24 protein-coding genes are annotated in these 26,378 nt (G+C 59.6%); 6 read left to right on the plus strand and 18 right to left on the minus strand.

What is annotated here, in order from left to right:
* Nucleotides 1-90 precede the first annotated feature (90 nt).
* The 12 genes from WA225_RS09670 to WA225_RS09725 form a co-directional block, all read right to left on the minus strand.
* Nucleotides 91-825: an amino acid ABC transporter ATP-binding protein gene (locus tag WA225_RS09670; protein ID WP_007963947.1), complete on the minus strand. Its 735-nt coding sequence runs from the start codon at nucleotides 823-825 to the stop codon at nucleotides 91-93.
* Entirely contained in the window at nucleotides 822-1,493 is a 672-nt protein-coding gene (locus WA225_RS09675) for an amino acid ABC transporter permease (RefSeq protein ID WP_003227756.1), read from the minus strand. Before WA225_RS09675 ends, WA225_RS09670 begins: the two co-directional genes overlap by 4 nt.
* The gene (locus WA225_RS09680; protein WP_008079435.1) at nucleotides 1,493-2,239 is read right to left on the minus strand and encodes an amino acid ABC transporter permease; all 747 of its coding nucleotides are present in this window, start codon (nucleotides 2,237-2,239) and stop codon (nucleotides 1,493-1,495) included. Before WA225_RS09680 ends, WA225_RS09675 begins: the two co-directional genes overlap by 1 nt.
* 192 nt (nucleotides 2,240-2,431) lie before the next feature.
* Nucleotides 2,432-3,358, minus strand: coding sequence for a glutamate/aspartate ABC transporter substrate-binding protein (locus WA225_RS09685; RefSeq protein WP_064118978.1), 927 nt, complete (start codon nucleotides 3,356-3,358; stop codon nucleotides 2,432-2,434).
* Between the two features lie 261 nt (nucleotides 3,359-3,619).
* Nucleotides 3,620-4,879, minus strand: a complete 1,260-nt coding sequence (gene mtr / locus WA225_RS09690; RefSeq protein ID WP_422607769.1) for a tryptophan permease — start codon at nucleotides 4,877-4,879, stop codon at nucleotides 3,620-3,622.
* 162 nt (nucleotides 4,880-5,041) lie between these two features.
* Nucleotides 5,042-6,361 (minus strand): amidase family protein, encoded by a 1,320-nt coding sequence (locus tag WA225_RS09695; protein ID WP_422607770.1) that lies wholly within the window; start codon nucleotides 6,359-6,361, stop codon nucleotides 5,042-5,044.
* A gap of 30 nt (nucleotides 6,362-6,391) precedes the next feature.
* Complete coding sequence (locus WA225_RS09700; protein WP_422607771.1) at nucleotides 6,392-8,101, minus strand: FAD-dependent oxidoreductase; 1,710 nt, start codon at nucleotides 8,099-8,101, stop codon at nucleotides 6,392-6,394.
* Nucleotides 8,102-8,121: 20 nt separating this feature from the next.
* Entirely contained in the window at nucleotides 8,122-8,607 is a 486-nt protein-coding gene (locus WA225_RS09705) for an aromatic-ring-hydroxylating dioxygenase subunit beta (RefSeq protein WP_422607772.1), read from the minus strand.
* A complete protein-coding gene (locus WA225_RS09710; protein ID WP_422607773.1) occupies nucleotides 8,588-9,886 on the minus strand; it encodes a Rieske 2Fe-2S domain-containing protein in 1,299 nt (432 codons plus the stop codon). Before WA225_RS09710 ends, WA225_RS09705 begins: the two co-directional genes overlap by 20 nt.
* 14 nt (nucleotides 9,887-9,900) lie before the next feature.
* Nucleotides 9,901-10,836, minus strand: a complete 936-nt coding sequence (locus WA225_RS09715; RefSeq protein WP_422607774.1) for a flavin reductase family protein — start codon at nucleotides 10,834-10,836, stop codon at nucleotides 9,901-9,903.
* A complete protein-coding gene (locus WA225_RS09720; RefSeq protein ID WP_422607775.1) occupies nucleotides 10,833-11,249 on the minus strand; it encodes a DUF4440 domain-containing protein in 417 nt (138 codons plus the stop codon). The genes WA225_RS09715 and WA225_RS09720 overlap by 4 nt, the downstream gene beginning before the upstream one ends.
* Complete coding sequence (locus WA225_RS09725; RefSeq protein WP_422607776.1) at nucleotides 11,230-12,597, minus strand: MFS transporter; 1,368 nt, start codon at nucleotides 12,595-12,597, stop codon at nucleotides 11,230-11,232. Before WA225_RS09725 ends, WA225_RS09720 begins: the two co-directional genes overlap by 20 nt.
* 105 nt (nucleotides 12,598-12,702) lie before the next feature.
* Between WA225_RS09725 and WA225_RS09730 the strand changes: the two genes are divergently transcribed.
* Complete coding sequence (locus WA225_RS09730; protein ID WP_422607777.1) at nucleotides 12,703-13,590, plus strand: LysR family transcriptional regulator; 888 nt, start codon at nucleotides 12,703-12,705, stop codon at nucleotides 13,588-13,590.
* Nucleotides 13,591-13,939: 349 nt separating this feature from the next.
* Here the strand turns inward: WA225_RS09730 and glpD are convergent, their stop codons facing one another.
* The 4 genes from glpD to WA225_RS09750 form a co-directional block, all read right to left on the minus strand.
* Nucleotides 13,940-15,475, minus strand: coding sequence for a glycerol-3-phosphate dehydrogenase (glpD, locus tag WA225_RS09735; RefSeq protein WP_422607778.1), 1,536 nt, complete (start codon nucleotides 15,473-15,475; stop codon nucleotides 13,940-13,942).
* 274 nt (nucleotides 15,476-15,749) lie between these two features.
* Entirely contained in the window at nucleotides 15,750-16,505 is a 756-nt protein-coding gene (locus WA225_RS09740) for a DeoR/GlpR family transcriptional regulator (protein WP_007916700.1), read from the minus strand.
* Nucleotides 16,506-16,600: 95 nt separating this feature from the next.
* Entirely contained in the window at nucleotides 16,601-18,103 is a 1,503-nt protein-coding gene (gene glpK, locus WA225_RS09745) for a glycerol kinase GlpK (RefSeq protein WP_422607779.1), read from the minus strand.
* Nucleotides 18,104-18,180: 77 nt separating this feature from the next.
* Entirely contained in the window at nucleotides 18,181-19,032 is an 852-nt protein-coding gene (locus tag WA225_RS09750) for an MIP/aquaporin family protein (protein ID WP_064118990.1), read from the minus strand.
* A 363-nt stretch (nucleotides 19,033-19,395) separates the two neighbouring features.
* Between WA225_RS09750 and ybaK the strand changes: the two genes are divergently transcribed.
* Nucleotides 19,396-19,866, plus strand: coding sequence for a Cys-tRNA(Pro) deacylase (gene ybaK / locus WA225_RS09755; protein ID WP_422607780.1), 471 nt, complete (start codon nucleotides 19,396-19,398; stop codon nucleotides 19,864-19,866).
* 95 nt (nucleotides 19,867-19,961) lie between these two features.
* Nucleotides 19,962-20,744 carry a PhzF family phenazine biosynthesis protein gene (locus WA225_RS09760; RefSeq protein ID WP_422607781.1) on the plus strand — a complete coding sequence of 261 codons (783 nt, stop codon included), beginning with the start codon at nucleotides 19,962-19,964 and terminating at the stop codon, nucleotides 20,742-20,744.
* A 119-nt stretch (nucleotides 20,745-20,863) separates the two neighbouring features.
* On the opposite strand, the gene WA225_RS09765 is transcribed toward WA225_RS09760, so the two are convergent.
* Both WA225_RS09765 and argF read right to left on the minus strand, forming a co-directional pair.
* Nucleotides 20,864-21,973, minus strand: a complete 1,110-nt coding sequence (locus tag WA225_RS09765) for an ABC transporter ATP-binding protein (protein WP_422607782.1) — start codon at nucleotides 21,971-21,973, stop codon at nucleotides 20,864-20,866.
* Nucleotides 21,970-22,890, minus strand: a complete 921-nt coding sequence (argF, locus tag WA225_RS09770) for an ornithine carbamoyltransferase (protein ID WP_093430582.1) — start codon at nucleotides 22,888-22,890, stop codon at nucleotides 21,970-21,972. The genes WA225_RS09765 and argF overlap by 4 nt, the downstream gene beginning before the upstream one ends.
* 402 nt (nucleotides 22,891-23,292) lie before the next feature.
* On the opposite strand from argF, the gene WA225_RS09775 reads away from it, so the two are divergent.
* The 3 genes from WA225_RS09775 (at nucleotide 23,293) to grxD (ending at nucleotide 26,262) form a co-directional block, all read left to right on the plus strand.
* The gene (locus WA225_RS09775) at nucleotides 23,293-23,583 is read left to right on the plus strand and encodes a hypothetical protein (protein ID WP_007916677.1); all 291 of its coding nucleotides are present in this window, start codon (nucleotides 23,293-23,295) and stop codon (nucleotides 23,581-23,583) included.
* Nucleotides 23,584-23,717: 134 nt separating this feature from the next.
* Entirely contained in the window at nucleotides 23,718-25,823 is a 2,106-nt protein-coding gene (locus tag WA225_RS09780; protein ID WP_422607783.1) for a molybdopterin oxidoreductase family protein, read from the plus strand.
* A 97-nt stretch (nucleotides 25,824-25,920) separates the two neighbouring features.
* Nucleotides 25,921-26,262: a Grx4 family monothiol glutaredoxin gene (gene grxD / locus WA225_RS09785; RefSeq protein ID WP_042560740.1), complete on the plus strand. Its 342-nt coding sequence runs from the start codon at nucleotides 25,921-25,923 to the stop codon at nucleotides 26,260-26,262.
* Nucleotides 26,263-26,378: the final 116 nt, after the last annotated feature.

Raw genomic sequence — 26,378 nt, forward strand, 5'->3', positions numbered from 1 at the left:
GAGCAGTCAACATCGATGTTGAATGTCAGTCCGCTTTCGCGAGCAAGCTCGCTCCCACAGGGATCAGTGTGATGGCGCAAGTACTCGGTTTTAGTGCTGCAGGATTTTCTCGAGGAAGTGCTGCGCACGTTCGGAGCGGGCGCTGATGTCGCCGAAGAATTCCTCTTTCGGGCAGTCTTCGATGATCTTGCCGGCGTCCATGAAAATCACCCGGTCGGCCACTTTGCGCGCAAAGCCCATTTCGTGGGTCACGCACATCATGGTCATGCCTTCGTGGGCCAGTTGCACCATCACGTCGAGCACTTCGTTGACCATCTCCGGGTCGAGCGCCGAGGTCGGTTCGTCGAACAGCATGACGATCGGGTCCATCGCCAGCGCACGGGCAATCGCCACACGCTGTTGCTGACCACCGGACAGTTGCCCAGGATGCTTGTGCGCGTGCGCTGACAAACCGACGCGTTCGAGCAGTTGCAGACCTTTCTTGGTAGCCTCTTCCTTGCTGCGGCCCAACACCTTGATCTGCGCGATGGTCAGGTTTTCGGTGATGGTCAGGTGCGGGAACAGTTCGAAATGCTGGAATACCATGCCGACGCGCGAACGCAGTTTCGGCAGGTTGGTCTTCGAGTCGGCAATCGAGGTGCCGTCGACGACGATGTCGCCTTTCTGGAACGGCTCCAGCGCGTTGACGCATTTGATCAGGGTCGATTTGCCGGAACCCGACGGGCCGCAGACCACGATCACTTCGCCTTTTTTGACCTCGGTGCTGCAATCAGTCAGCACCTGGAAGTCCCCATACCACTTGTTGATGTTCTTGATAGAGATCATACGGCGAACCTTTTTTGCAGACGCTTGACCAGCAGCGAGGCGGAAAAGCTGATGATGAAGTAGACGACACCGGCGAAGATCAGGAACTCGTTGGACCGGCCAATGATGTCGCCGCTGGAGCGGGCGGAGTTAAGGAAGTCCACCAGGCCCACGGTGTAAACCAGCGAGGTGTCCTGGAACAGGATGATCGACTGTTGCAGCAGCAACGGCGTCATCTTGCGGAACGCCTGGGGCAGGATGATCAGACGCATGGTCTGGCCATAGGTCATGCCCATCGCCTGCGCGGCAGCCATCTGGCCTTTGGGGATCGACTGCACACCGGCGCGGACGATTTCGCAGAAGTACGCGGCTTCGAACATCATGAACGCCACGACGCAGGAGGTGAACGCACCGATCGGCGTGTCTTCGCCGGTGATCCAGCGCAGCACGAACGGTACCGCCAGGTAGAACCAGGTGATCACCAACAGCAGCGGGATCGAACGGAAGTAGTTCACATAGGCGCCGGCCACCCGCGACAGCAGTTTGCTCGACGACAGGCGCATCAGTGCGAGGATGGTCCCCAGCACGATGCCGCCGACCACGCCCATGACCATCAACTGCAAGGTCATGACCATGCCGTTCCACAGGCCCGGGATGGCGGGGATGATGCCGCTGAAATCGAAGTCCATTATTTACCCCCCACGGAGATCAGGCCGGGCACGGCGACTTTCTTCTCGACCATGCGCATCAGCAACATCAGGCTCATGTTCAGGGTGAAGTAGATGAGCGTGGCCAGGGTGAAGGCTTCAAACAGGTTGGCCGAGAACTCGGCGGTCTGTTTGGTTTGCGCCAGCAATTCCATCAAACCGATCAAGGACGCCACGGAGGAGTTCTTGAAGACGTTGAGGAATTCCGAGGTAAGCGGCGGAATGATGATCCGGTAGGCCTGGGGCAGCAGCACGTTCCAGTAGATCTGCGGCAGCTTGAAACCCATGGCGCGGGCGGCGGCTTCCTGGCCGCGTGGCAGCGCCTGGATGCCGGTGCGTACCTGTTCGCAGACCCGGGCGGCGGTGAACAGGCCCAGGCACACGACAACGCTCAGGTAAGCCGAGGTAGTCGGGTTGAGGTCCTGTTTGTACCAGTCCTGCAGGTTTTGCGGCAGCAGATCGGGCACCAGGAAGTACCAGATGAACAGCTGAACCAGCAGCGGCACGTTACGGAACAGCTCGACGTAGCAGGTGGCGATGCCCGATACGATGCGGTTCGGCACCGTGCGCATGACCCCCAGAATGGAGCCCAGCAGCAAGGCGATGATCCATGCCACGATGGCAATGGCAATGGTCCAGCCCAAACCGGTGACGTACCAGTCGAGATAAGTCTCGCTGCCGACGCCGGTGGACTTGAAGAACACGCCCCAGTCCCAGTTGTAATTCATTAGGGTCTCCCCTCGAGATCGATCGATGTACAAGCACCCGCTTGGGGAAGATCCTTTCCCTTCCGACGTTGAACGCCGGGCACACGCGATCGGCTCGAAAACCGCCAGGTCGAGTGTTCCACAGTAAAGCCCGCAGGTAGTAACAGACGCCTGAGGGAAAGTGGCCCCTCAGGCAATAAGGTTAGTCAGTAATCAGATTTTTACGTCAGGCGCCGGCTTGTCGCTCGGGGTGGCGATCAGATCTTTTACCTTGTCGCTCATCGGGAAGTTCAGGTTCAGGCCTTTTGGTGGAATCGGGCTCTCGAACCACTTGCTGTAGATCTTGTTGATCTCGCCGGACTTGTACAGGGCGACGATGGCGTCATCGACCGCTTTCTTGAAGGCCGGGTCATCTTTACGAACCATGCACGCATAGGCTTCGAACGACTGTGGAGTACCGGTAATGATCCAGTCAGCCGGCTTCTTGGCCTTGGCTTCTTCGCCGGCCAGCAGGGCGTCGTCCATCATGAAGGCAACGGCGCGGCCGCTTTCCAGCATGTTGAAGGATTCGCCGTGGTCTTTGGCGGAGATGATGTTCATGCCCATCTGCTTGTCGGCGTTCATCGCTTTGATGATGCGCTCGGACGTGGTGCCGGCGGTGGTCACGACGTTTTTGCCTTTGAGGTCGGCAAAGTCAGCGTAGGACGGCTTGCCATCCTTGTCTTTCTTGACCAGCAGACGGGTGCCGATTTCGAAGATGTTGACGGTGAAGTCGACTTGCTGGGCGCGTTCGGTGTTGTTGGTGGTCGAGCCGCACTCGATATCCGCGGTGCCGTTCTGGATCAGCGGGATACGGGTTTGCGAGGTCACCAGGTTGTATTTGACCTGCAGGTCTGGCTTGTTCAGGTCTTTTTTCAGGGCTTCAACGATGGCCACTTGAATGTCGTGGGAGTAGCCCACGGGTTTACCGGAAGCATCCGCGATGTAGGAAAACGGAATGGAGCTGTCACGGTGAGCGAGCGTGATGGTGCCCGAATCGTTGATTTTCTTCAGGGTGCCGGTGAGTTCGGCGGCGAAAACTGGCGTGCTGATCAGAGCGGCCGCAATGGCTGCGCCCAGGATATGGGGAACGATGCGCATCAAATTTTCCTCGAATTGTTTTTTTTATGGAGCCAGTTCGTCGGCCCTTTTGTGCTTCGAATGCCTGACGGCTCCTGAAGTGTTGGCACAGCAGGCATTCGTCGAGAGAGTGTAGAGCATGAGTCGTGCCAGACCAGTCGACGATAGTTAACTCGTTGTTTTGTAAGATTATTAAACTTTTGTGGCGGTGTTTTTCTGCTGAGCTGATCCGGTTATCCGAATCGACCAGAAGGTCGCGTTCGGAAAACCGAACGAAAGCCCTCAGCGCCAGACAGGCAGGCAATCAAACACGAACAGCAGATGGGCGACCGCACAGAGCACGCCGAAAAACAGCACCAGGACGATCATCGGCGTGCCACCCCAGACGCGATAGCGCGGGCTGCCAAAGCGCTTGCGCGAAGCCCGCGCCAGTAGCGCCGGGGTGATCACCGCCCACAACGTTGCCGCCAACCCGGCAAAACCGATGGCATGCAGAAAGCCTTCCGGCCAGAGCAAGCCGCAAAGCATCGGCGGCACAAAGGTCACGGCGGCGGTTTGCAGGCGACCGAGGGGGCTGTCATCGAAACCCAGCACATCGGCCAGGTAATCGAACAAGCCCAGGGTCACCCCGAGAAATGAACAGGCCACGGCGAAGTTGGAGAAAAACGTCAGCAGCAGATCGACGTTGGCGCTGTTGAGCCGTGAACCCAGGGCGCTGATCAAGACATCGATGTTGCCGCCGCGCTGGGCGATGTCCTTGAACGCGTCGCGGGGAATGTTGCCCATGCTGCACAGCATCCACACCAGATACAGCGCCAGCGCGATCAGGGTGCCGCCGACCAGACAGGCGCGAATCCGCTGCGGGTCCTTGCCGTAATGCTTCATCAGGCTCGGCACATTGCCGTGAAAACCGAACGAGGTCAGGCAGAAGGGCAGGGTCACCAGCAGATAGGGCCAGTAATGGCTGTCGCCGTCATTCAGATTGAGCAGCGTGGTGCTTTGCACATGGCCGAGCAAACCGCCGAAGGTCAGGAAGAACGCGAGGATTTTTGCCCCGAACACCAGCGTGGTCATGCGGCTCACCGCCGTGGTGCTGAGCCAGACGATGAACGCCACCAGCAGGCTGAAACACAGACCGCCGGCGCGCGATGACAGCGCCAGCCCGAGCGACTGCGCGGTGTGATGAATCACCGAACCGCTGGCGGAAATGTAGGCGTAGGTCAGGGTGTAGAGGACAAACACAATGCTCAAGCCATTCAAGCGGTTCCAGCCACGCCCGAGCAGATCGCCGGTGATGGTGGAGAAACTCGCGCCTTCGCGGTAGTTGAGGTTGGCTTCAAGAATCATCAGGCCTGAATGCAACGTGCAGAACCAGGCAAACAGCAGCACGGCGACGGAGCCGTAGAACCACAGCCCGGACATGATCACTGGCAGCGAGAACATGCCGGCACCGACGATGGTGCCGCCGATGATCATGGCGCCGCCAAGGATCGATGGCGCACGTTCGACAGCGGCAACGGAGGGTATTGAGGTGACGCGCATGGCAAGGCCCGCAATTTGAATTGTTATATGGCAGTGGTTGACACGGTCCCTGTGGGAGCGGGCTTGCCCGCGAATGCGGTCGTTCAGTCAACAGTGATGTTGATGCTGATGGCCTCTTCGCGGGCAAGCCCGCTCCCACAGGGTTTTGTACAGGATGGCGAGTCAGCGGATAGCCAGCAGACGCCGCACATTGGCCAATAGAAAGCCGTCCTGCCCCGGCAACGCATCGAACGACAGGCCCACCGGCAATTCACCCGCCGCCGCTACCGGAACGCTGATACTCGGCGCCGCCAGATTGCTCGCCGGGTCGGTATTGCGCACGAAGGTTTCAAAGTTGCTCTCATCCGCACAAGCGCTGAGCAACGGTGCGCTGCACGTGACGGTCGGGTACGCCAGCAGATCCAGTTGATGGCGGCTGAACAGGGCGCGGTATTCCTGCTCCAGGCGCAGTTTGCTCATCAGCGCCTGCACATAGTCGGTGTAGGAAATCGCCGGACTTTCCAGTTGGGCGGTGAGGATTTTCTTGATCGCCGGATCGCCGATCTGCGCGAGGATGTCGAGGAACTGCTCGCCACGTCCGGCTTTCATCAGGAACCGTGGAAAGTCGATGAAGAACTCGTAGATCGGCAGCGGAAACTGGATGCGCTCGTTGATCTCGCCAATCATGGCGTCGTCGACCGGCACGAAGATCACGCCACGATCAGCCAGGGTATCGATGGCCGCGCGGCAATCACGTTGCACATTGTCGGCGAGCTCGGCCCAGAGAAAGCGTTCGGGAATGCCGATGCGCAGCGCCCGGGTTTCGGCCTGATGCAGGCTGCCGGTCAGTTGCGCGTGAACGAACTGGCAATCTTCCACGGTACGGGTCAACAGGCCCGGGGTGTCTTTGGTTTGTGACACCGGGACGATGCCGTCCACCGGATAGACGCCGGTAGTCGGGCGAAACCCGACGGTGCCGCAGAACGCCGCCGGTATCCGTACTGAACCGCCGGTGTCGGTGCCGACCGCGCACGCCACCAGCCCGGCAGCGACTGCCGCCGCGCAACCGCCGCTGCTGCCGCCGGCACTGTGGCGCTCGTTGACGGGGTTGAGCACGGCGCCATGAGTATGGTTGGCCGAGGTCACGCCGAACGACAGTTCATGCATGTTGTTCTTGCCGACGATCTGCGCGCCCAATTGGCGGAAACGCTGAACGATGCCGGCATCGGCCGCTGGCACATAGTCGGCCAGCCCGGGAGTGCCGGCGGTGGTCGGCATGCCGCTGACGTTGATGTTGTCCTTGAACGACACCGGCAGGCCATACAGCGCGCTGTCGCGTTCGGCGGCATTTGCGTTGAACGCTGACGGGTCGAAGGTGATGAAACTGTTCAGGTGTTGCAGTTGCACATGGCGCTCGCGCAGGGCGTGCTGCCAGGTGTCGGGGCAGTGTTGACCACTGCGAAATCCGTTGACGAGCTGTTCAATGGAAAGCTGGCTGTACATGGATGATTCTCGGCGTGGAAAGGGACTGGGTCAGCAGTAGCGGTACTGCGAGTACAGGTCGTCGAGCGGGTTACCGGCAATCAAATCGCCGCCCAGGCTGCTGATCACTGCGCACGCACCATTCAGCGCGGTTTGAATCGCGCCTTCGGCCCAGCCGCCGGTGAACGAGGCGCCGCAACCGGCGAGGTACAAACCGGTGTCCTGTTTCGGATCGAGAGCGGTACGGAACTGGTAGAACAGGCGCTCGGAGTAAATGTCGTCGCCGGGGAAGTTCAGCTTGAAAGCGCCGAGTGCGTGCTTGTCGGTCAGCCAGTCGTATTCCAGAACGTAGCGCTGGTAGTCGCCGTCGAGCGGGAGCAGATGGCTGGCAAACTCCGGCGCGCTCATCGCCAGTTCATCGACCAGCCGCAGGCAGCGTTGCACCTTGTCGGTCATCGAAACCATCTTGTGCGAGTCGTCTTCCCAGGTGTAACTGATCAGCACCACGCCCCAGGAGTCCGGATCGTGCGGTGCGTAGTCGAGGCAATACACGCCCTTGACCAGGGTGTCGGTCTGGATGTTGTGCGCCAGGCCATGTTTGAGCCAGAACTTGTCCTTGGTCAGGATGAACAGCTTGGATGAGCCGACCATGTGCGTTTCATTGATCGCCCGCGCGACGTCGCGATTAACGAACGCCTGGTTCTGCGTGAGCTTGAGGTTCACTTGCAGGGCGCGGGTCGTGGTCGTGGTGATGACGCGGTCGCAGGCGTAGGTTTCGCCATTGTTGCCGGCCAGCAGAATTTCGCCGTGCGCACCCTTGTTGATCGATTCGATGCGCGTGCGGCAAATCATGTCGCGCACCTGAATACCGTTGAACTCGGTGTCGGCAATCCGCTCGGCCAGCGAGGAAATACCGTTGGGCACCAGACGCTGATTGACCTCCAGCGCATTCACCACCAGGCGCAGGATTTCGGTGAACGAGGCACGGTACACCGACTGGAAACCGCCCGAGCCAATGCCCAGCGAACCGAACAGATGGAAGTCTTCGGGCTTGCGCCACGGCTTGCCGCCCGGCGGTTTTTTGCCGGTGAAGATGCGCACCATCGCCGAGTAAAACGAGCTGTCACCGAAGCAGTCCAGATAGCGTTGCCACTCGGGCTGCACTTCGCAGTAATTGTGCTGCTTGAGCAATTCGGTGATCAGCAGCGGCGGTGCCAGGCACGTGCCGTCATCGAGGGTGACACCTTCGCTGAGAAACGCGACCCAGCCCTGGTGCACGGTGCTGAACAGCGCCGGCGGCGGTTGCATCGCCGCCCAGTGATGGGCCTCGCCACGGTAGTGGATTTCGGTGTCGACGACGCCCGGGTCGGGAAACGCTTCGGTGGTCTGGATGCCGAAACGATTGAGGTAGTGAAACAGTCCGACCTCACTCGGCGGAAAGCGCATGGCGCCCATTTCGGCAATGAATTGCGGCTGCTCTTCGTCAAAACATTGGGTCAGCAGACGCCCGCCGACATGCTCAGGTTCGGCTTCAAACAGGGTGACGCGACGCGCCCCGGCACGCAGCAATTCGTAGGCGGCGACCAGGCCGCTGAGGCCGGCGCCAACGATGCCGATGTGTTTCTCGGCGCTTTCCACCGGCAGGTGGCCGATGGCTTCATCGGCACTGCGCAGGAACTGGCCATAGTCATACAGCAGATCGACGTAGGGAAAAGACAGGCACGCGGACGCCTGACTGACATCATGGGAAATAGGCTTCACAGGGAGGACTTCTCGATCGATCAGATAATTAACTGCAGGCTTTCAAGGGCGCGTGCGGGGTTGAGCAACAGGATCTTCTTGCCGTGAATCTTCCACGTGCCATCGATGTTGATCAGTTGATGTTCGACGGTCACCGGGTAGTGCCATTCGCTGTCGCCGCGCGCTTCGCAATAAAGCATGTTGGAGCTGGCGAAAGCGCTGAACGAGGCTGCGTTGAGGGTGATGCGCGGGCGCTGGGCGATGTGCAGGCTGCGGCTCTTGGGTTGCTGGGAAAAGTTGCGCGCGTTGGCCAGCCGGTTGATCCGCAGCGTGGTCAGAAAGCGGTCTTCGTACACCAGCGATGATTCGTGCAACGGGCTGACCTGCTCGCGGGTCATCGGGATCCAGTAGTGGTAGTCATCACTGAGCAGTTGTTGCCAGGCGTCGAAATCCTGCTGGTCGAGCAAGTGCAGTTCGGTCTCGATCAGTTGCTCGATGGCGTGGTGATTAGATTGATCGTGTTGCATGGTCGTCCCGCATCAAGTGCTGCCAACTGTTATAGAAATTACGCATGGCCATTTCGCTGGTGCCGGACACCACTTGGCTCTGCGCATAAGATTCGTTCGGGCTGAACAAGCGGGCGACGTTGACCCATTCGTTGGCGTCGCTGCCCAGGCCTTCCATGGCCCGTTCGTACATTTCCACGTCGTCGTGGGCGACCATCGAGCACGGTGAGTTGATCAGGTTGTTGTACTGCACGGTTCTTTCCAGCAACTGCACGGGCGCACCTTGCAGTTCGAAGATCCACGACTCGACGATGGTTTCGCGGGCACTGACCGGTTTGATCACACGCAAGGTCTGGATCGGTCCCTTGACCATCAGGTTGGGGAAATACACGGTGTTGTGGCGGGTGTCGTCGAGGATCGCCCGGGCCTGCTCTTCACCGTAGCTTTGCACCATCAAGTCCCAATAACCGGGGATGTCGGTGTAGGCCTTGTGAATCGAATTACTGACCCCGGTGTGCCCGTGGCCATTGGGCCAGACCCGAATGCCCATGCCGGCGAAAAACTCGTAGGAGGCCATGAACGGCGAGAACAGTTCGACCGCCATCGGTGGCTTGCCCTGATCACCGGTTTCCTGCCACAGGCGGATGGCTTCGCCGGCCGAAGATTCGTGGGCGATCATCGGGTGGCAGGTGTCGGTCTGGTTGTCGACGACCATTTTCCAGTTGCAGCGATGGCGGTGCAGCAGTGGCTGGCCGATCACTTTCAACTGACCCAGCGGCGAGCGCATGACCATGTTGTCCAGGGTCGACAGCGACTCACCGAAAAACTCCTCGAAGCCGATGCCTTCTTCCGTCAAACGGACAAACACGAAGCCGCGATAGTTGTGCACCGCGTTCACCGGGCGCATGCCTTTGTGCGCAGAACAACTGCTGAGGTCGCAGTCGTCGTATTCCTTTTTCACCGGAATGCTCAGCAGCTCGCCGTCAGTCTTGAACGTCCAGGCGTGGTACGGGCAACGCATGAAGCGGCCGACATTGCCGCGCGCTTCGGCGAGGACTTTCACGCCTTTGTGCGGGCAGCGGTTGTGCAGCACGACGATGGCGCCGCTCTTCTGCCGAACCATCGCCAGTGGCTGTTGCGCGAGGGTGGTGGTGAAGTAGTCACCGGTCTCGGGGATCAGGCTGTCGTGACCCAGGTAACACCAGCTCGCGGCGAACACGCGTTGCTGTTCCTGTTCGAAAAGCGCCTGATCAAGGAACAGAGATTTATGCACTTCTCTGCCATTGAAATAGTTGTCCAACGGGGTGTCCTCTCTCAGATCGCCAGTTTCAGGCGCGGGCTTTTCGCACGGGAAACGCAGGGGTAGATTCGCGCACTGCAGGCCGCTTCCTGTTCGCTCATGATGAAGTCGCGGTGATCGACATCGCCTTCCAGTACATCCAGCGCACAGACGCCGCATTCACCACGACGGCAGTCGGACAACGGATCGAGTCCGGCCGCTTCGAGGGCTTCGAGCAACGACTGTTGCGGGCCGACATTGACGCTGACGCCGGAGTCGGCCGCCTCGACGACAAAGCCTTGCGCGGCGTCATCGCGGGCAACGTTGAACACTTCCAGATGGATCTGCTCACGGGCCAGGCCAACGCGTTCGGCGTGGCTGAGTACTTCACCGAGCATTGCTGCCGGGCCGCAGACATACAGACGGTCATCGGCGCGCAGATCGGCGAGCACTGCGCTGATCGCCGGGCGACTGCCGGAGAGGTGCAGTTGCAGGCGTTCTTGCAGCTGTTCTTGCAGGTGCCGGGCATAGACCGCGTCGTCGGCGCTCTTGGCGAAATAATGCAGCTGCGCCGCACGGTTCAACGCGCTGAGGTGGCGCAGGATGCCGGTCAGCGGCGTGATGCCGATGCCGCCGGCAATCGCGATGTCACGCCCGCTGTCAGCGTCGAGCGGGTAGTTGAAGGTGTTCAGCGGACCTTCCAGTTCCACGCTGTCGTCTACAGCCAACGCTTGGATGTACTGGCTGCTGGCGGAGTCTGGCGACAGGCGGATGGCGAAGGTGAACCGGCCATCATCCGCAACCTCGTCCACGTGCACCGTCGAGTAATGCCGACAGTCGTCCAGCCCCGGGATCAGCCATTTGAAGTGCGCACCGGCATGGGTCATGTCCGCCAGGGAGGCCGGACCGCTGACGGTGACTTCCTTGATCGATGCCGAGAGCATCCGGCAGTGGGTGACGGTGAATTTCATGCAGGTTTTTCCTGGCTCAACGGTGTTTCGTGCAGGTAAAACCACTGGACGTCGTGGTGCTGGACGCGAAGGATCGCTACTGACAGGCGCGAGGTTTCGCTCTGATTCAGGCGATGGGTTTCCTTGTAGCGCAGGGCCACGGTCGAGCCTTCGTGCCAGACCGTGTGCAGGTCGCTGATCAGGATCTCCAGTCCTTTGCGGGCACCGACGGCGCCGTTGAACAGTTGCTCGACTTGCGCCCGACCGACCACGGCGGCCGACGTGGTGACCATGCTGAAGTGCTCGGCGAACACCGCCATCAGCGGGGCGATGGCGTCTGCGCCGGCACCGTCGGCATCGGTGAAGACGCGGTGAATCAGTTCGTGCACGTGATGAATACTGTGTTGCGCTCGTTCAACCAGGTTGTTGTTCATGGCATTCCTTTGGAGGGTTCAATTGACTCATCTGAAACAGCGGAAACAGCCCGACCAGTGCCGCAATCGCGAAGGTCGCGTGGTAGGCCTGTGTGGTGTCGAACTGCTTGAGCAACACATTGAAGATCATCAGAAACAGCGCGGCACCGAGGCTGAACGACATCTGCCGATTGATGTTCCAGATCACGCTGGCCTTGTGCGTATCGCCGCCGGCAAAGTCCATCAACGAGGTGGTTTGCGCGGTGTTGGCGCCGATGCCGCCACCAATGCCCATCAGGCTGTAGGCGATGACGATCACCCACAGGTCGGTTGGCGCGTTGACCAGCATCAGCGTGGCGATGCCGGCGCTGTGCAGGAGCATGCCAAGGGTGAACAGGCGTTTCGCGCCGACGCGGTTATAGACCCGGCCGCAAATCGTCATCGCAACGAACGCGCCGATGGCATAGAGGATCATGAACATCCCGGTCAGCCGGGCGCTGAAGTGCAAGGTGTTCTGCAGGAAGAAGATGCTCATCAGGTTGACCCCGGTGAACACGCCGGGAATCGCGTAATAGATGAAGATCGAGGTGCTGAGCTTTTTGCTTTTGAGCAGGCTCAATTCGATGATCGCGTTGCTGCAGCGGCGGTAGTGCCGCAGATACAGCGCGATGAACAGCAGGCCCGCCGCGACACAGCTCAACGCGGCCAGCGCCGGGTAGTCGCCGCCGTACAGCGACATGCCCATCAGCAGGCTGGCGAGTGCGGCGCTGACCAGCAACAAGCCTTTGATGTCCGGGCGCGGCAGGTCTGCGGGTTTGCTTTCCTTGATCCACAACCACGAGAGCCCGGCGGCGATCAGCGAGAACGGAATGTTGCTGTAGAACACCCAGCGCCAGGAACTGCTGTCGACGATGATGCCGCCGACCGTCGGCGAAATGGCCGGGGCTATCAGCGCGACGGCCATCACCAGTGTGGAGATCCTGGCCCGCTGCTCGCCCTGAAACAGGTTGAAGGTCAGCGCCTGACCGACCGGAATCAGCAGCCCGCCACCGACGCCCTGAACGAAACGCCAGATCACCAGTTCATGGAAACTGTCGGCCATGCCGCACATCCACACCGATCCGCTGAAGACCAACATTGAAGCGGTGAGAATCTCGCGGCTGCCGAAGCGTCCGGCCAGCCAGGTACTCACCGGAATAATCAGGGTCAGGCCAAGAATATAAGCGTTGGCGACCCACGCCACCGATGAAGTACTGACTTGCAAAGTTGCCGATATACTCGGCAATGCCACCGCCGACATAAATATGTTTATACAGTCAATAAAGAAGCCGATCAGAAAGATCAGCGCGATCTTATAGCGATAGTTCATGTTGTATCCCCTTTGCCGCGCAGCATAGGGGCGATGGACTTGAAGTGTCGATACGACTATGCTTAAAACAATGTTTGACAGGATTTAACAGTGAGCCATAGCGCCATGCACTCTCATCTTAATCGGGTTCAGACGTTCCTTGCGGTGGTGGATTTTGGTTCTTACACCAAGGCCGCGAATTATCTGAGTATCAGCAAAGCCATGGCCAGCCTGCATGTCAAGGCGCTGGAAGAAGTTTTGTCGGCAACCTTGTTGATCCGCAATACCCGCAATATATCGCTGACCGAAATAGGTCAGGAGTTTTATGAGGAGTTCAAGGGCATTGTCGCGGACATCGACAATGCCTTTGATAATGTCCTCAAAGGTAATAATCGGGTGTCCGGGAAGTTACGGATTAGTTCAACCATCGAGTACGGCGAAAAGTATATTCTGCCGTTGATTCCATTATTCTCCGAGCGCTATCCGGAAATCCGTTTGTGCTACAACTTCAATTCGTCTTTGAACGATCTGGTCGCGGAAAAGCTCGATCTGGTGATTCGTCTGGGTAACTTGGCGGATTCGGCATTCAAGAGTCGCAAGTTGGCCGATTATGAAATCGTGCTGGTGGCGACCGAGCAATTCCTCGCGCGACATCCCGTGCGCGAACCGCAGGATCTGAACAGTGTGCCGTGGATTGCCAACAGCAATTTACAGGCGCCGACCCAGTGGACATTGCGCCATGGGGCAGGGCAGGGCGTTGAGGTCGGCGGCACCAGCCACTTCGAATCGAACTCGTCGACAGCCATTCGCTCGATGACGTTGTCGTCGTTGGGGGTGTCGGTCCTGCCGGCGTGGGTGGTCGCAGAAGACATTGCCGCCGGGCGTCTGGTGCGCTTGCTGCCCGAGTATTCGCTGCCTTCGCAGTCGATCAATGTCGTTTTTCCCAACACCCCGCACCTGCCGCACAAGTCGCGGGCGTTCATTGATTTTCTGTTGTTGCATCTGGCGCAGTGATGCCGGCCCAAAAGCCCCTCACCCTAGCCCTCCCGAAACGTCGGACCGCCCGTAGGGAGAGGGGACTGACCGAGTCGTCCTTGCGAGTTACGCCGACCTGAAATATCAAGCCGAACTCATGATTGGAAAATCCCCCGATCGGCTCCCTTTCCCTGCGCGGTATTTGAACGCCCCCCGATCGGCACCCTTTCCCTGCGCAGTATCTGAACTACCCCCGATCTGCTCCCTTTCCCCCTCGCCCCCCTTGGGGGGAGAGGGCTGGGGTGAGGGGGGCTGGATTTCATTGGCACAACAAAAAGCCCCTGAATCTCACAACTCAGGGGCTTTCATCCAAACGACGATCCGACAATCAGGCCGCTTCGGTCTTGCGGTTCTGTTCAACCTTGCCCAGATAAGCCGCCAGTTTTTCCTGCTCCGCCGGGGTGGTGAACAAGCCCAGTTTGCTGCGGCGCCATAGGATGTCGTGCGCCGTGGTCGCCCACTCTTCGCTGCACAGGTAATCGACTTCGCGGGTGTAGAGCCCGCCGCCGAGGTGTTCGCCCATGTCGGCCAGGGTTTCCACGCCTTCGAGCATGCGCCAGGTGCGGCTGCCGTAGGTGGTGGACCAGCGACGGGCGATCTCGGTCGGGACGAAGTCGAACTTGTCGCGAATCTGCGCGCACAGGGCTTGTGGCGTGGTCATGTCTTCGCCGCCGGGCAGGGTTGCCGTGGCGGTCCAGCTCGGGCGCATTTGGGTGAAGAACGGCATCAACTGCGCCATCGCCGACTCGGCGAGTTTGCGGTAGGTGGTCAGTTTGCCGCCGAACACCGACAGCAGTGGCGCTTCTTCGCCGCTGGCCGACAACGCCAGGGTGTAGTCGCGGGTCACCGCCGACGGGTTGTCGGATTCGTCGTTGCACAGCGGACGCACACCGGAATAGCTGTGCTGGATGTCGTCGCGGCTGACCTGCTTCTTGAAGTGCGCATTGACCACTTTCAGCAGGTAATCGGTTTCACCTTCAGTAATCGCCACTTTCGCCGGATCACCGGTGTATTCACGGTCGGTGGTGCCGATCAGGGTGAAGTGGTTCAGGTACGGAATGGTGAACACGATGCGCTGATCTTCGTTTTGCAGAATGTGCGCGTGTTCACCTTCGTACAGTTTCGGCACGATGATGTGGCTGCCCTGGATCAGACGAATGCCGTACGGCGATTCCATCTTCAGGTCATCACGGATGAACTTGGCAACCCACGGGCCAGCCGCATTCACCAGCGCTTTGGCGGTGATCGAAAACAGGCTGCCGTCGGCGCGTTCCAGGTTCAGGTGCCACAGGCCTTTGGCGCGACGGGCGCTGACGCAACGGGTCTGGGTGTGCACATGGGCGCCTTTTTCGCGGGCGGCCATGGCGTTGAGCACCACGAGGCGCGCGTCGTCGACCCAGCAGTCGGAGTATTCGAAGCCTTTCTTGATTTCACTTTTCAGCGCGCTGTCGGCGCCGAACTTCAGGCTTTTCGAACCTGGCAGTTTTTCGCGCTTGCCGAGGTTGTCATACAGGAACAGGCCGGCACGGATCATCCACGCCGGGCGCAGGTGCGGACGGTGCGGCAGCACGAAACGCATTGGTTTGACGATGTGTGGCGCCTTGGCCAGCAGCACTTCGCGCTCGGCCAACGCTTCACGCACCAGACGGAACTCGTAATGTTCGAGGTAGCGCAGGCCACCGTGGATCAGCTTGCTGCTGGCCGACGAGGTGTGGCTGGCCAGATCGTCCTTTTCGCAAAGGAACACCGAAAGACCGCGACCGGCGGCATCCGCTGCGATCCCGACACCATTGATCCCGCCACCGATCACGGCAATGTCGTAGATCTCGGAGATTGGGGGCGTACGCAAGGTAGAGGTGGACATCGGCTGGCCTCGGGTTCTTTTGATTTTCTGTCTTGGAAATCGAACATTAATGTTCATTTGCGAAAATGGTAGCCCATAAACACGCGCGCAGCCAGTCACGTTCGATTGAAAAAACTCATCGAAGGAGCGATAAAGGAAAATATTCGAACATTTAGAGGCAGATCGTTCCCATGCACAGCAAAGGAATGCATCCATCGACGCTCTGCGTCGGCTTTTGAGTTGGGACGCAGAGCGTCCCGGGCTGCATTCCCACGCGGAGCGTGGGAACGAGTAACTAGACGACTTCCAGGCGAATCTTGTGCTGACTCAACAACTGCGCCAGCGCCGGCACCGGTTGCTGATCGGTCACCAGACAATCGATCAGACTGATCGGCCCCAACCGGATCATCGCATTGCGTCCGAACTTGCTCGAGTCCGCCGCCAGAATCACTTGCCGCGCATTGGCGATGATCGCCTGCGAAACCCGAACTTCCTGATAATCAAAATCCAGCAAGCTACCGTCTTCATCGATCCCGCTGATCCCGACCAGCGCGAAATCAACCTTGAACTGATTGATGAAATCCACGCTCGCCTGACCGACAACACCGCCGTCACGGCGCACATTGCCACCCGTCAGCAGCACATCGAAATCATCCTTGGCACTGAGCATCGACGCCACGTGCAGGTTGTTGGTGATGATCTTCAGGTGATTGTGATTGAGCAGGGCGCGGGCAATCGATTCGGTGGTCGTGCCGATGTTGATGAACAGCGAGGCGTGATCGGGAATCTGGGCGGCGATGGCTTCACCGATGCGTTGTTTTTCATCGCGCATCTGATCGGCGCGCATCGCATAGGCGGTGTTTTCAACGCTGGAATCGTAAGCGGCGCCGCCATGGTAACGGCGCAGCAAATTGGCTTCCGCGAGCTGATTGATGTCACGGCGGATGGTTTGCGGGGTAACAACGAACAGCGTGGCCATTTCCTCGATGCTCACATAGCCGCGTTCGCGGACCAGCTCGAGGATTTGCTGCTGACGGGGAGGCAGATTCATGGGGCTTCCTTTGGGCTGCCGTGCAAAATTTGCCCATGATGCCGCAGGAATCCGCTCCCTACCAGTTACATACCGATACGAGTACTCAGGTTGGCTTATTCCGCGTCCTCACGCGCCCAGTCACGGGTGCGGCTGACGGCTTTCTTCCAGCCTTTGTACAGCTTCTCTTTCTCCACTTCGTCCAGGCTTGGCTCGAACTCACGCTCGATCACCGCTTTACCGCGCAGTTCGTCCAGGCTGCCCCAGAAACCGCACGCCAGACCGGCCAGGTACGCCGCGCCGAGTGCCGTGGTTTCGCGCATTTGCGGGCGCTCGACCTGAGTGCCGAGGATGTCGGCCTGGAACTGCATGAGGAAGTTGTTAGCGACCGCACCGCCGTCAACGCGCAGAGCCTTGAGGCGTTCGCCGGAGTCCTGTTGCATGGCGTCGAGCACGTCGCGGGTCTGGTAGGCGATCGATTCCAGCGCCGCGCGGATGATGTGATCGACGCGCACACCGCGCGTCAGCCCGAACAGTGCGCCACGGGCATACGGGTCCCAGTACGGAGCACCGAGACCGGTGAAGGCTGGTACGAGGTATACGCCGTTGCTGTCCTTCACTTTATTGGCGAAGTATTCAGTGTCGTGAGCGTCGTTGATGATCTTCAGTTCATCGCGCAGCCACTGTACGGTCGAACCGCCGTTGAACACCGCGCCTTCCAGTGCGTAAGCGACTTCGCCACGCGGACCGCAAGCGATGGTGGTGAGCATGCCGTGCTGGGATTTCACCGCTTTGTCGCCGGTGTTCATCAGCAGGAAGCAGCCAGTGCCGTAGGTGTTTTTCGCCTGGCCTGGCTCAACGCACATCTGACCGAACAGTGCCGCTTGCTGGTCGCCGGCGATACCACCGATGGCGATGCCGCTCTTGGTGCGACCGTAGATTAACGAAGAAGCCTTCACTTCCGGGAGCATTTCACGCGGAATGTCGAGGATTTCCAGCATCTTCGAATCCCATTCCAGCGAATGGATGTTGAAGAGCATGGTGCGCGAGGCGTTGGTGTAGTCGGTGACGTGCACCTTGCCGCCGGTGAATTTCCAGATCAGCCAGCTATCGACGGTGCCGAACAGCAGTTCGCCGTTGCGCGCTCGTTCGCGGCTGCCTTCGACGTTGTCGAGGATCCACTTCAGTTTGGTCCCGGAGAAGTACGGGTCGGTGACCAGACCGGTGTTGTCGCGGATGTACTCTTCGTGGCCGTCACGCTTGAGCTGCTGGCAGATCTCAGTGCTGCGGCGGCACTGCCAGACGATGGCGTTGTAGACGGGGCGGCCGGTGGTCTTGTCCCAGACCACGGTGGTTTCGCGTTGGTTGGTGATGCCGATGGCCGCGACCTGGTCGTGGTGCAGGCCGGCCTGCGCGAGCGCCTCAACCATCACTGCGCTCTGGGTGGCGAAAATTTCCATCGGGTCGTGTTCGACCCAACCGGCCTGTGGGTAATGCTGGGCGAACTCGCGCTGCGCGGTGCAGACCACGTTCGCGTCGCGGTCGAAAATGATCGCGCGGGAGCTGGTCGTACCCTGATCGAGGGCAATGATGTAGTTCTTATTCTGAATGTCGGTCATGTCGATTGCCTTGGACGAAATAAGGGAGAGTGGGCCGTGGCGCAGGCTCTATCGGGCAGGAGCCGGCGCCGACTGTTTCAAGAAGTTCTTGGTTTGCCGTCAATGGCCGGTTCTGCATCCTTTGTAGCAGGTGTGGCGCCGGTCAGGTGACGGGCGATCAGCCCGCGGTACCCGGCAGCGCCGAGGCAGGCACCGACAATCGGTGCAAAAATCGGAATCAGGAAGTACGGAATATCGCGGCCACCCGTGAAGGAAATTTCACCCCAGCCGGCGAAGAAAGTCATCAGTTTCGGACCGAAGTCACGCGCCGGGTTCATCGCAAAACCGGTCAGCGGGCCCATCGAGCTGCCGATCACCGCGATCAGCAAGCCGATCAGCAGCGGTGCCAGCGGGCCTTTCGGCAAGCCGTTGTTGTCGTCGGTCAACGACATGATCACGCCCATCAGGATCGCGGTGATGATCATCTCGACCAGGAAAGCCTGAGCGGTCGACAGCACCGGGTTCGGGAAGGTCGAGAACACCGAGGCCAGCTCGAGGCTGGCGGTCGAGCCGCGAACCATTTGGTGAGTTTGTTCGTAATCGAAGAATAGATTGCTGTACAGCGTGTAAACCAACAGCGCGCCGCAGAACGCGCCGGCGATCTGGGCAAGGATATAAAACGGCAGTTTGCGCTTTTCGAAGTCGGCGAAGATCGCCAGGGCGATGCTCACGGCCGGGTTCAGGTGCGCGCCGGAAACGCCTGCAGTGAGGTAGATTGCCATGCTCACGCCGACGCCCCAGATGATGCTGATTTCCCACAGGCCGAAGCTGGCGCCCGCGACTTTGAGCGCGGCGACACAACCAGTGCCGAAAAAGATCAGCAGTGCAGTACCCAGAAATTCGGCCATGCATTGGCTCGATAGTGATGGTTGCTGTAAAGCAGTTGTCATTGAAAACCTCGGTTTTTGTTGTTGTCTGGCGCGTTTGCCGACAGGGCAAGGCGCGATTTTCCCCGGTCAGGAATCCCCATTCCTTTCCCGGTTTACTGCTGGGTGCTGCGGTGACGATAATTCTTACATTATTCAGATTCGAAAAAATATAGACAAGAAACAAACCTGTCAAAGGTCGAAAGTGAACCGTCGGTCACAATAAAACTATTCGCTGTGTGAATGATCCTGCGGCATCCACGCGCAAGGGGGCCTGCGCAATGTCTGCAAGCCACGGGAATCGCGGCTTGGGATAGAGCCTTTTGGTGGCTGATCACCTAGAATCCGACGCAGTATTTTTCTGTCACTGCCGAGCCTGGAGTTGCCATGACCCCTGCGTTGGACTTGTTGAAAAAAGTTCGTGCCGAACATCGCGTGCACAGTTACGAACATGACCCAAAGGCCGCGTCCTATGGGCTGGAGGCCGCAGAGAAACTCGCGCTTGAACCGGCGCAGGTGTTCAAGACCCTGCTGGCGGCCAGCGAAAAGGGCGAGTTGCTGGTGGCCGTGGTGCCGGTCGTCGGAAGCCTCGACCTCAAAGGTTTGGCGCATGCGGCAGGCGTGAAAAAAGTCGAGATGGCTGACCCGGCTGCGGCCCAGCGTTCCACCGGTTATCTGTTGGGCGGCATCAGCCCGTTGGGGCAGAAGAAGCGCCTGCGCACCTTCATCGATAACTCGGCTCAGGGTTTTGCGACTATTTATGTCAGTGCTGGCCGGCGCGGTCTGGAAGTCGAATTGGCGCCCGCCGTGCTTGCCGAACACACCCAGGCGAAATTCGCCGTCATCGGCCGTCCATAGCCGTTATTGCTGTATGCAGAAAATTGGCCGGTTCTGTCACTGGCGCTGATCGCAGCATGCCTGCATCCTCTGCCGACTGACTTAGGGAGAAAGTTATGCAGCTTGAGTTTCATCAGGTCGACGCATTCAGTGATCGGCCGTTCAGTGGCAATCCGGCGATGGTTTACCGGCTGGATGCATGGCTCTCGGACGAGTTGATGCAGAAGATCGCCGCTGAGCACAATCTGGCGGAAACCGCCTTTCTGGTGCGCGAAGGCCAGGCCTGGCATATTCGCTGGTTCACCCCGACCACCGAAGTGCCGTTGTGCGGGCACGCTACGCTGGCCAGTGCTTATGTGCTGTTCGAAATCTACAAGGAAAGCGCCGAGCGTATCGACTTCACTTGTAAGTCCGGCGCGCTGAGCGTCACTCGAGAGGGTGATCGGTTGTGGCTGGATTTCCCCTCGATCGTGCCGTCAGAGATTGGTGTGACGCTGGACGTCGAGCGGGCGCTGGGTGTTGAGGCGGTGGATGTGCTCGGCTCGAACGAACTGTTCGTGGTGCTGGAGTCGGAGCAGGCCGTGCTTGATTGCAAACCGGACATGGTTGCGCTGGCCAAGCTGCCGTGGCTGGGTGCGATCGTTACGGCGCGCGGCAATCAGCACGATTTCGTCTCGCGCTATTTCGCCCCGGCGATTGGCATCAATGAAGATCCGGTGACCGGTTCGACGCATTGCAGCCTGATTCCGTATTGGTCGAAACGACTGGGCAAGTCGAGCCTGACCGCCTGTCAGCGTTCGGCGCGGGGCGGGGAGTTGTTCTGCCGGTTGGAAGGCGAGCGGGTGAAGATTGGCGGGCATGCGACGTTGGTTGCGAGCGGTACATTGTTGTTGGGCTAGCCCAAAAACACCTGTGGGAGCGAGCCTGCTCGCGAATACGGTCGGTCAGTCAAATCTTCTGTGACTGATACATTGCATTCGCGAGCAGGCTCGCTCCCACAGTTTTGATCCATGTTGGATCAGAGGGCAGCGCTGTAGCGGCGCACGCCGTTTTCCACCGCCGGGATTTGCGCAGCGGTGCTGCCGCAGGCCTGGAACAACACCAGATGTTCAGCGGCAACACGAATCCCCACCTCTACACCGACCTGATGATCAGCATGGCTCGGAAAAATCGATTCCAGCTGCGCACCCGTCGGCAGTTGCAGGCGATACAGCGTCGAAGCGCCAAGGAACGTCTTGCCGACGATCCGCGCTTTCAACGCACTGTCCGGCGCATAAACAATGTCATCCGGACGCAACAACACATCCACCGCGCCGCCAATCGGCCAGGTATAAGCCCGATTGCCGCGCAGTTCACCCAGTTCGGTCTGCACCGATTCCGGGCTGCCGAGTTGGCCGCGAATGAAATAACCCTGACCGATGAAACTGGCCACAAACGGCGTCGCCGGTTCGTGGTAAAGGTTGTACGGCGTGTCCCACTGCTCCAGTCGACCTTCCTTGAACACGCCAACGTGATCGCTGACGGCGAAGGCTTCTTCCTGGTCGTGGGTCACCAGAATCGCGCTGGTGCCACGGGCCTTGAGAATGTCGCGCACTTCATGGCTGAGCTTGCGCCGCAGTTCGCCATCGAGGTTGGAGAACGGCTCGTCGAGCAGCAGCAGTTGCGGCTCTGGCGCCAGGGCGCGGGCGAGGGCGACGCGCTGTTGCTGGCCGCCGGACAACTCATGCGGGAAGCGCTTGCCGAGGTTCTTCAGATTGACCAGTTCGAGCAGCTCTTCGGTGACGCGCTCCTTGTTCGGGTGCTTGCGAATACCGAAGGCAATGTTGTCCGCAACACTCAGGTGCGGAAACAGCGCGTAGTCCTGAAACACCATACCGATCCGGCGTTTCTCCGGTGCCAGAGTGAAGCCGGCGCTGGAAATAGTCTCGCCGCCAAGGGTGATTTCGCCCTCGTGCACCGGTTCGAAACCGGCGATGGCGCGCAGGGTAGTGGTCTTGCCGCAGCCGGACGAACCGAGCAAGCAGCCGATGTCACCGGCGTTGAGGTGCAGATTGAGGTTCTGCACCACACGTTGATCTTGATAACCGCAAGCGAGGTTGCGCAGGTTCAGCAGTAATTCATGGCTCATGCGTGGTGATATGCCGGTTCGACGAGGAACTCGAGCAGGGCCTTCTGTGCGTGGAGACGGTTTTCTGCCTGATCCCAAGCGACGGAGCGCGGGTCATCAAGCAGGTCGAGACTGATTTCTTCGCCACGGTGCGCCGGCAGGCAGTGCATGAACAGCACGTCCTCGGCAGCGAGGTCGAGCAGGGCACGGTTGACCTGGAACGGCGCGAACAGCTTGAGGCGCTTGGCAGTTTCCTCTTCTTGACCCATCGAGGTCCAGACGTCAGTGCTCACCAGATGCGCGCCGCGCACGGCGTCTTGCGGATCGCGGACGATGGTCACGCGATCACCGGCCCTGGCGACGAACTCGGGATTTGGCTCGTAACCTTCCGGGCACGCGACGCGCAACTGGAAGTCAAACTGGATCGCCGCTTCTATATAGCTGTTGCACATGTTGTTGCCGTCGCCGATCCAGGCCACGGTTTTGCCCTGGATCGAGCCGCGATGTTCAAGGAAGGTCTGCATGTCGGCCAGCAACTGGCACGGGTGCAGGTCATCGGACAGGCCGTTGATCACCGGCACGCGCGAGTTGGCGGCGAATTCGGTCAGGGTGCTGTGGGCAAAGGTACGGATCATCACCGCATCGAGCATGCTCGACATGACGATGGCGCAGTCGCCGATCGGCTCGCCACGGCCCAGTTGGGTGTCACGTGGCGACAGAAAGATCGCCTGGCCGCCGAGCTGGATCATGCCGGCCTCGAAGGAGATCCGCGTACGGGTCGAGGATTTCTCGAAGATCATGCCCAGAACGCGGTTTTTCAGAGGCTCGAACAGTACGCCGCGGTTACGCAGGTCCTTGAGCTCAACGCCTCGACGGATCACGCTGACCAGCTCTTCGGGCGTGCAATCCATCAGGGAGAGAAAGTGCCTTGCGCTCATCATTGACTACCTTTTGCTACAGACCGCAGATGCTCAAAGCCTTGTTTCACGGAACAACGGGCGAGACCTGCGGCGTAAGCCGCACGGGGCGACGAAATAGGGGGAGGCGCGATATTGACACTAAATGTCGCGTTTTTCCAATAGCTACGTTTTTTGCGGGAATAGAAGGGTGCACAGGATGTTGCCGTCGCGCATTTGCAGCCGGGTTCACGGCCGTCGCGAGCCCCTTTGTACACTGGCCTCGCCGGGCTTGGCAATGCGGCGTGGCGGGGATCGGGTCACTTGGGTCGGTTTACCGCCGTGGCGCCATGCCACCATTTGGTCGGATGCGCAGTCTGAAACATTTGCTAAAGCAAAGTGCTGAGTTATAAATACCTTTCGAGCGACGCAGGAAGCCTCCGCATGGAATCGAAAGAAAAACTGTTAATGGAATTGCTGGGCCACACGGCTCGCTCTCTGACCCATCTCACCGCGTCGGTCACCTCAATGTCGTTCGAACTGCTGCGCAGCGAAGACGAAGTCGTCAAGAGCGCCGGCCGCCACATGATCGATCGCATGGCAACCATCAGCGCCGGGCTCGACGAACACTGGCGATTGATCGGCGAACTCACCGGCGTTCACGTCGCCCACGAGCAGATCGAAACCATCCAGGAAATCCAGCTGGCAGCACCTCCGCAGCTTCCATCGAGTTGAGCGCGGCGGTCTATCGGCTCGCCTGATAACCGCCGATTCACAAGACGAACGTCGCTGGCGCCGGACCTGCCCCGGGGCCATAGTTTTGTTCCCGCGGGCGTGATTGCCCGCCCAGAACAAGACAGAGACTGGCCATGACCAAGACTCTCCATCACCGTGCCTGCCACCTGTGTGAAGCCATTTGCGGGCTGACCATCGAGACTACCGAAACTGATGGCCATGTCGCGATCACCTCGATCAAGGGTGATGCGCTCGACACCTTCAGCCGTGGCCACATCTGCCCCAAGGCTGTGGCCCTGCAAGACATCCAGAACGACCCCGACCGCCTGCGCCAGCCGATGCGTCGCGTGGGCAGCGAGTGGCTGCCGATCGAGTGGGACGAGGCTTTTGCGCTGGTGGCCGAGAAGCTGGCGGCGATTCAGGAGCGTCACGGCCAGAACGCGGTCGCGGTCTATCAAGGCAACCCAAGCGTGCATAACTACGGGCTGATGACCCACAGCAATTATTTCCTCGGTTTGCTGAAGACGCGCAATCGCTTTTCGGCGACCTCGGTCGATCAGTTGCCGCACCACCTGAGCAGTTATTTGATGTACGGCCACGGCTTGCTGCTGCCGATTCCGGACATTGATCACACGGACTTCATGTTGATCCTCGGCGGTAATCCGCTGGCCTCCAACGGCAGCATCATGACCGTGCCAGATGTCGAGAAACGTTTAAAGGCCATCCAGGCGCGCGGCGGTAAAGTCGTTGTAGTCGATCCACGGCGCAGCGAGACGGCGGCGATGGCCGATCAACATTTGTTCGTGCGCCCCGGTGGCGATGCGGCCTTGTTGTTTGGCGTGCTCAACACGCTGTTCAGCGAAGGCCTCACCCGCGAAAGCCATTTGCCCGTTGACGGGCTGGATGACGTGCGCGCAGCCGTCGCGGGTTTCACTGCTGAAGCCATGAGTCCGCTGTGCGCCGTTCCTGCCGAACAGATCCGTCAACTGGCCCGCGACTTCGCCGCAGCGCCGAGCGCGGTGTGCTATGGCCGTATGGGCGTTTCGACGCAGGCTTTCGGCACGCTGTGTCATTGGCTGGTGCAGTTGATCAATCTGGTCACCGGCAACCTCGATCGTGTTGGCGGTGCGTTGTGCACAGAGCCGGCGGTGGATCTGGTGGCATCGACCTCGGGCGGGCATTTCAACAAATGGCAAAGCCGGGTTTCCGGGCGCCCCGAGTACGGCGGTGAGTTGCCAGTGTCGGCGCTGGCCGAAGAGATGCTGACAGAAGGCGAAGGGCAGATTCGCGCGCTGATCACCGTGGCCGGCAACCCGGTGTTGTCGACCCCGAACGGGCGGCAACTGGAGCAGGCGCTGGACGGTCTGGAGTTCATGGTCAGCATCGACCTGTACATCAACGAAACCACGCGTTACGCCGACCTGATCCTGCCGTCGACCTCGGCGCTGGAGAACGATCACTACGACACCACGTTCAACCTGTTCGCGGTGCGCAACGTCACCCGCTTCAACCGTGCGATCCTCGCCAAACCCGAGGGCGCGCTGCATGACTGGGAGATTTTTGTGGGCTTGGCCAAGGCGTTTGCCGAGAAAACCGGCAAAGAACTGAAACCGACGATGCCGCCTTCGAAGATGATCGACATGGGCCTGCGCATGGGCATGTACGGTGATGCCAGCGAGCAAAAACTCTCGTTGGCGACGCTGTTTGATCATCCTCACGGGATCGACCTCGGCGCGTTGAAAGCGAATCTGGCGTCGCGCCTGAAAACAGCGAATCAGCGTGTGCAGGCCGCACCGCCGGAGATCCTCGCTGACCTCGCACGTTTTGCTGCTTTGCAGGCCCCGGCCGCCGATGAGCTGCTGATGATTGGCCGCCGTCATGTGCGCAGCAACAATTCGTGGATGCACAATTATCACCGACTGGTGAAGGGCAAGCCGCGTCATCAGTTGCTGATGCACCCGGATGACCTTGCCAGCCGTGGGCTCAACGATGGTCAGTTGGTGCGCGTCAGCTCGCGGGTCGGGCAGATCGAAGTGGAGGTGATCGGCAGTCTCGACATGATGAAAGGTGTGGTCAGCCTGCCGCACGGTTGGGGCCATGCGCGTCCGGGCGTGCAGATGGCGATTGCCAGCGGCCAGCCGGGGTCGAGTGCCAATGACCTGACCGATGAATGCCAGCTCGACGAGTTGTCCGGTAACGCGGCGCTGAATGGTGTGCCGGTGACGGTGGCGGCGGCTTGATCTAGTCTGTCGGGGAGACCGAGCATGGCGCTCGGGATTCCGTTACAATGCGCCACCGTGCCGACCCGTGAGTCGGAAAGTTCAGCCGAGGTGCTCCATGGATATCATCGAAACGATTAAAGAGCAGATTGCCAACAACACCATTCTGCTTTACATGAAAGGCTCGCCGAATGCCCCGCAGTGCGGCTTCTCCGCGAAAGCTGCGCAGGCTGTAATGGCGTGTGGCGAAAAGTTTGCGTACGTGGACATCCTGCAGAACCCGGAAATCCGCGCCAACCTGCCGAAGTACGCCAACTGGCCGACTTTCCCGCAACTGTGGGTTGGCGGTGAGCTGGTCGGCGGTAGCGATATCATGACCGAGATGTCTGCAGACGGTTCGCTGCAAAGCACCATCAAGGCGGCTGTTGAAGCGGCTGCTGCGAACAAGTCCGAAGCCTGATCGGCTTTTTGTAGGAGTGAGCCTGCTCGCGATTGCTTTCTGCCGGTAGCGATGTTGTCGGCTGAGATGACGCTATCGCCAGCAGGCTGGCTCTCACAGGGATTACGGTATTGACC

This window comes from Pseudomonas sp. (assembly GCF_049300855.1).
Classification (GTDB): Bacteria; Pseudomonadota; Gammaproteobacteria; order Pseudomonadales; family Pseudomonadaceae; genus Aquipseudomonas.

Excerpts from the sequence above, each read along its gene's own strand:
- WA225_RS09685 (WP_064118978.1), bottom strand. The coding sequence starts at position 3,358 with ATGCGCATCGTTCCCCATATCCTGGGCGCAGCCATTGCGGCCGCTCTG.
- WA225_RS09730 (WP_422607777.1), top strand. The coding sequence starts at position 12,703 with ATGCACTCTCATCTTAATCGGGTTCAGACGTTCCTTGCGGTGGTGGAT.
- WA225_RS09695 (WP_422607770.1), bottom strand. The coding sequence starts at position 6,361 with ATGTACAGCCAGCTTTCCATTGAACAGCTCGTCAACGGATTTCGCAGT.
- glpD (WP_422607778.1), bottom strand. The coding sequence starts at position 15,475 with ATGTCCACCTCTACCTTGCGTACGCCCCCAATCTCCGAGATCTACGAC.
- WA225_RS09670 (WP_007963947.1), bottom strand. The coding sequence starts at position 825 with ATGATCTCTATCAAGAACATCAACAAGTGGTATGGGGACTTCCAGGTG.
- WA225_RS09720 (WP_422607775.1), bottom strand. The coding sequence starts at position 11,249 with ATGAACAACAACCTGGTTGAACGAGCGCAACACAGTATTCATCACGTG.
- mtr (WP_422607769.1), bottom strand. The coding sequence starts at position 4,879 with ATGCGCGTCACCTCAATACCCTCCGTTGCCGCTGTCGAACGTGCGCCA.
- WA225_RS09715 (WP_422607774.1), bottom strand. The coding sequence starts at position 10,836 with ATGAAATTCACCGTCACCCACTGCCGGATGCTCTCGGCATCGATCAAG.
- WA225_RS09750 (WP_064118990.1), bottom strand. The coding sequence starts at position 19,032 with ATGACAACTGCTTTACAGCAACCATCACTATCGAGCCAATGCATGGCC.
- ybaK (WP_422607780.1), top strand. The coding sequence starts at position 19,396 with ATGACCCCTGCGTTGGACTTGTTGAAAAAAGTTCGTGCCGAACATCGC.
- grxD (WP_042560740.1), top strand. The coding sequence starts at position 25,921 with ATGGATATCATCGAAACGATTAAAGAGCAGATTGCCAACAACACCATT.
- WA225_RS09775 (WP_007916677.1), top strand. The coding sequence starts at position 23,293 with ATGGAATCGAAAGAAAAACTGTTAATGGAATTGCTGGGCCACACGGCT.
- argF (WP_093430582.1), bottom strand. The coding sequence starts at position 22,890 with ATGAGCGCAAGGCACTTTCTCTCCCTGATGGATTGCACGCCCGAAGAG.
- WA225_RS09780 (WP_422607783.1), top strand. The coding sequence starts at position 23,718 with ATGACCAAGACTCTCCATCACCGTGCCTGCCACCTGTGTGAAGCCATT.
- WA225_RS09725 (WP_422607776.1), bottom strand. The coding sequence starts at position 12,597 with ATGAACTATCGCTATAAGATCGCGCTGATCTTTCTGATCGGCTTCTTT.
- WA225_RS09760 (WP_422607781.1), top strand. The coding sequence starts at position 19,962 with ATGCAGCTTGAGTTTCATCAGGTCGACGCATTCAGTGATCGGCCGTTC.
- WA225_RS09740 (WP_007916700.1), bottom strand. The coding sequence starts at position 16,505 with ATGAATCTGCCTCCCCGTCAGCAGCAAATCCTCGAGCTGGTCCGCGAA.
- glpK (WP_422607779.1), bottom strand. The coding sequence starts at position 18,103 with ATGACCGACATTCAGAATAAGAACTACATCATTGCCCTCGATCAGGGT.
- WA225_RS09680 (WP_008079435.1), bottom strand. The coding sequence starts at position 2,239 with ATGAATTACAACTGGGACTGGGGCGTGTTCTTCAAGTCCACCGGCGTC.
- WA225_RS09705 (WP_422607772.1), bottom strand. The coding sequence starts at position 8,607 with ATGCAACACGATCAATCTAATCACCACGCCATCGAGCAACTGATCGAG.
- WA225_RS09675 (WP_003227756.1), bottom strand. The coding sequence starts at position 1,493 with ATGGACTTCGATTTCAGCGGCATCATCCCCGCCATCCCGGGCCTGTGG.
- WA225_RS09765 (WP_422607782.1), bottom strand. The coding sequence starts at position 21,973 with ATGAGCCATGAATTACTGCTGAACCTGCGCAACCTCGCTTGCGGTTAT.